The organism is Flavobacterium sp., from assembly GCF_041911335.1.
Taxonomy (GTDB): domain Bacteria; phylum Bacteroidota; class Bacteroidia; order Flavobacteriales; family Flavobacteriaceae; genus Flavobacterium.
The window spans coordinates 1-2,126 of record NZ_JAYRPD010000021.1 but is presented as its reverse complement, the minus strand read 5'-3'; the positions used below and the strand labels follow the sequence as shown (position 1 = coordinate 2,126).

Annotated in this window: 2 protein-coding genes; one reads left to right on the top strand and one right to left on the bottom strand. The window is 32.0% G+C overall.

The window, feature by feature from the left end; genetic code table 11:
• The first annotated feature begins 188 nt into the window (after positions 1-188).
• The gene (gene blaOXA, locus ACE3PD_RS02715; RefSeq protein WP_214192608.1) at positions 189-1,013 is read left to right on the top strand and encodes a class D beta-lactamase; all 825 of its coding nucleotides are present in this window, start codon (positions 189-191) and stop codon (positions 1,011-1,013) included.
• A gap of 204 nt (positions 1,014-1,217) precedes the next feature.
• Here the strand turns inward: blaOXA and catB are convergent, their stop codons facing one another.
• Positions 1,218-1,847, bottom strand: coding sequence for a type B chloramphenicol O-acetyltransferase (catB, locus tag ACE3PD_RS02710; RefSeq protein ID WP_010256763.1), 630 nt, complete (start codon positions 1,845-1,847; stop codon positions 1,218-1,220).
• Positions 1,848-2,126 lie beyond the last annotated feature (279 nt).

The window sequence follows — 2,126 nt, the reverse complement described above, 5'->3', positions numbered from 1 at the left end:
ACCGAAGGTTTAGTTCAACATCGGTTTTGCGTCAGGCGGGCTGACGTATAAACTTGAAGCCTTGTGCTTCGATTAAACATTAGAAATAAATTTAGGCTTTTGTGCTCCGAAACCCGCCCGAACGCAAAGCCGAACAACGTTGTGCGTCATCTTGAAGCGACATAAACCTTAATGAAACAAAAATTAAAATGAGAAAAATAATAATACTTTTAAATATAATTATATTAGTAAACTTTACCGCAAATTGCCAAACTAAAAAACTAAATACAAAAGAAGTTGTAAAAACAGAATTTGGAAATATTTTGGATAGTTTAGAAGTAAACGGATCAATTTTAATTTATGACGTAAAAAACAAAATATATTATTCTAACGATTTTTCTTGGGCAAAAACTGGAGTAATTCCAGCATCAACTTTCAAAATTCCGAACTCAATAATTGCTTTAGAAACTGGAATAATTAAAAATGATTCTGCAATTTTCAAATGGAATGGTGAAAAACGGAGATTTAAAAGTTGGGAAGAAGATTTGACTTTTAAAAAAGCGTTTCAAGTTTCTTGTGTTCCTTGTTATCAAGAAATTGCTAGAAAAGTTGGTGTAAAAAGAATGAAAAAATATTTGAGAAAATTAGATTACAAAGGAATGGTTTTCGACACTTTAACCATTGATAATTTTTGGCTTGAAGGAAATTCAAAAATATCTCAAAAACAACAAATCGACTTTTTAAGGAAATTCTATTTTTCAAAATTTCCAATTTCTGATAGGACAATAAAGATTGTCAAAAATATTATGGAAATTGAGCGAACTGAAAATTACATTTTAAGCGGTAAGACTGGATTAAGTTCGATAGAAGAAAAATATAATGGTTGGTTTGTTGGTTATGTTGAAACAAAATCTAATGTTTATTTTTTTGCAACAAATGTAATTCCGACAGACGGATTGAATGTTGATGATTTTATTTCATCGAGAATTAATGTAACAAAAAATGCGTTAAAGCAAATGAATATAATGAAATGATAAATGCCACTAACATATGGTAGCCGATAATTGCCGGCTTTCGTGCCAACTTGATACTTTGGTGCTTTTAACGAACCGAAGTGCTAAATTGATACGAAAGTGCTGTAAATCCGGCAACTACGGCTACCATTTTTCGTTATGTGTAATTTTAGCCGCAAACGCAGTTAAAACAAAAAGGCTCCGAATTTCGGAACCTTCTTTTTATCATTTCATTTTTCTAAAAAACTTGTACAACAAATCGATTTTATTTGAACAAAGAATTGGCATTGCTTCAAAAAGGGTTTCTTCATCCCATTCCCACCATTTCATTTCCTGCAATTTTTGGATGTCATCATCACTAAATCTCTTTTTTATCAATTTGGCTGGATTTCCCCCTACAATTGAATAAGGTTCAACATCTTTTGTAACCAAAGCACGACTGCCAATAACAGCTCCATCTCCTATCTGAACTCCTGGCATTATCATAGCTTCACTACCAATCCAAACATCATTCCCAACAACTGTATCTCCTGCTTTTTGAAATCCATCTTGGCTTTTACTGAAAACATCAAATTCAGACATATAAAAAAATGGAAAACTGGAAATCCAATCATATTTATGACCTTGATTACCTGCCATTATGAAACTTGCACCGCTCCCTATTGAACAATAAGAACCGATAATTAGTTTATCGACATCATTCCTGTCCGGAAACAGATAACGAGCACAATCGTCAAATGAATGACCGTGATAATAACCAGAATAATAAGAATATTTACCCGAAATTATATTGGGATTAGTTATGTGGTCTTTGATTATTTTTCCTTTAAAAGGACTTTCGAAGTAATTTTTCATTATTTAACATATTTAATTTACAATAAGAGACAATAAGGAAACGAAGAATAATACTAAACTATTCTCTTCCTATACGTTGCGTAAAGTAAATTTGCTAATCTGATAATTTCATCTGACAAAGATACTAAAAAACTACACATAATAACTAGAGTTTCGTTGCGTGCGGAGCACGAACAATGAAACTCCTGTTGAACGGAAGCTTTGGGAGCTCTTTTCAGGAGTTATGGGGTTGTCGTAAAATTTTTAAATGATATTTGAAAGAGAACAGGACATTCTCTT

Excerpts from the sequence above, each read along its gene's own strand:
- blaOXA (WP_214192608.1), top strand. The coding sequence starts at position 189 with ATGAGAAAAATAATAATACTTTTAAATATAATTATATTAGTAAACTTT.
- catB (WP_010256763.1), bottom strand. The coding sequence starts at position 1,847 with ATGAAAAATTACTTCGAAAGTCCTTTTAAAGGAAAAATAATCAAAGAC.